This window comes from Pseudoalteromonas rubra (assembly GCF_005887115.1).
GTDB lineage: Bacteria > Pseudomonadota > Gammaproteobacteria > Enterobacterales > Alteromonadaceae > Pseudoalteromonas > Pseudoalteromonas rubra_F.
The window spans coordinates 1-457 of record NZ_PNCJ01000163.1 but is presented as its reverse complement, the minus strand read 5'-3'; the positions used below and the strand labels follow the sequence as shown (position 1 = coordinate 457).

The window sequence follows — 457 nt, the reverse complement described above, 5'->3', positions numbered from 1 at the left end:
AACCCTGTTAACCCCTTAACGGCTAATTGGGTGTGGCTTGGAGATGATCCACCAGCCACGCCTTTTCAGTGCGGCCATGATTGGTTTGCTCGTCGTATGCTTGCAGTTGCTGTGCTAGTTCTTGTTTCAGAGCATTGCCGATAAGCGCTGCCTGTTGTTCAATCACGCGGCAACTGCCCAACTCGGGAATGGCCTCTAGTTGCTCGTCTATGCGCTGTGCCATCGCCTTTATCATACGACCATGTTCATGCTCATGCTCGGCCAAATACGAAAACCACTGTGACCACGCTTTTTTCACACTCTCAGTACTATCTGTTAGTTGTGGCAGCGTGTATTCCAGCTCTAACGTAGTGGTTACCTTATTGATATCACATTGGCGTGACTTACTATCAAACCAAAACTGCCAGCGGATGTCGTAGTAGGTGTAACCATGCACAACCTTGTTATCACGTTTTAC

Annotated in this window: 1 protein-coding gene; it reads right to left on the bottom strand. The window is 48.4% G+C overall.

The window, feature by feature from the left end:
- Positions 1-22: 22 nt before the first annotated feature.
- Positions 23-457, bottom strand: a 435-nt coding sequence (locus CWB98_RS23595) for a DUF922 domain-containing protein (RefSeq protein ID WP_138546984.1), incomplete at its 5' end; no start/stop codon positions are given.